This is a genomic window from Oleiphilus sp. HI0043, from assembly GCF_001634935.1.
In genome coordinates this window covers 1-1382 of sequence record NZ_LWEY01001320.1, presented here as the reverse complement: position 1 = coordinate 1382, position 1382 = coordinate 1, and the positions used below count along the sequence as shown (strand labels likewise).

2 protein-coding genes are annotated in these 1382 nt (G+C 45.2%); both read right to left on the bottom strand.

What is annotated here, in order from left to right; genetic code table 11:
- Positions 1 to 787, bottom strand: a 787-nt coding sequence (locus A3729_RS17615; RefSeq protein ID WP_068634128.1) for an RNA pseudouridine synthase, incomplete at its 3' end; no start/stop codon positions are given.
- A 29-nt stretch (positions 788 to 816) separates the two neighbouring features.
- Positions 817 to 1382, bottom strand: a 566-nt coding sequence (locus tag A3729_RS17610; protein ID WP_068634127.1) for a tRNA-uridine aminocarboxypropyltransferase, incomplete at its 5' end; no start/stop codon positions are given.

Here is a 1382-nt window from a genome sequence, read left to right as displayed (position 1 = left end):
CCGACTGCAATTGCAGATCCCTAACACCCTCAGCTTCCGTGTCACATGATTTACCATATAGCCGGTCGCCAACAATCGGGTAGCCTAAGGAGGAGATGTGTTGGCGAATTTGGTGCTTGCGGCCCGTTAGTAATCTAACGTCAAGTAGGGAATACTCGCCCTTACCTTCAACATAAGAAAACATACTACATGCGGCTTTACCCTCCACAGGGCTATTTACTTCATAGTCTTGCGGGAAGATAGAAAAATCACCGTGCACAATTGCCTGGTAGCGTTTATCAACCCTCCCCTGACTAAACATCTCACTAAAGCATTGCGCAGCTTTTTTACTATGACATAAAACCATTAAACCCGTGGTTGCTCTGTCCAACCGATGGACTAGAAAGACAGGTCGTTCATGGGTATTGCTAAGCTTAGCAAGGTTTACTTCTACCCAACGATTAATACTGGCAAAGTCTCCCCATCGGCTTCCCTGGCAGTTCAGGCCATAGGGTTTGAACCAAATACTGTAATCATAAGCATCATGGATCAACTTTGGTTCAGGGATAGCTTGCCTGAGAACTTCAGCGTTATAATTAAGTTCAAGCTCATCACCAGCCTTTAGCGCCTTACTAGCTCGCCTTAAACGCTGCTTCCCCTTCCCTCGATGCAACCATACAGCGCCTTTTTGCATGGCGTCTTTTATCTTGGCTTGCGAGAGATTCGTATGACTGGCGAGTATCTGGCTTGCCTTAATGTGGCAATTACTTTCATCGAGCGTTAGTTTGAATTCGACTATTTCTGTCACATTATTAACCTTAGATTAAAGACACAATATTAGCGTTTAAGAATGATATTCGCCTTACCCGCCAAATAACGCTCTCGAAAGAGTTTAAAGTATTTATCCAAGCTTTGCGCAGCTTCATGCTCACCCGCCAACTTCAGTACTTCAACACCCACTTCGGCCGTACATAACTGATGATCCTGTGATGCTTCGCGCAGCTGATAATTTGACACCTTTTCAGGGCTAATCCCCAACACAGGAAAAGGCCGAAGATAAGCACTACGAAACATTTTTTTAGCCTCTCGCCAAGTTCCATCTAAGATAATAAATAAAGGCCTCTTGCCATGCACTTGACTCTCTATTTCAACCGGGTTTCGAATACACTGATCAGCTTCTGCATACTCATGAGGAAAGACCACGATAGGAAAGTAATCTGGATTCTCCAATAGATCGCGCAAAGCAGCCTCCTGCTCGGTACGTTGCCACTGGAAAGCATAATTGTCAGGGATAAGATCTGCGATGATGCGTCCGGTATTACTGGGCTTAAATACTTCCCCCTGATAGAGAATAAAACAAAATGCACAAGCAGCCTCAACAACGGGTCGCTCTGCACAGATGC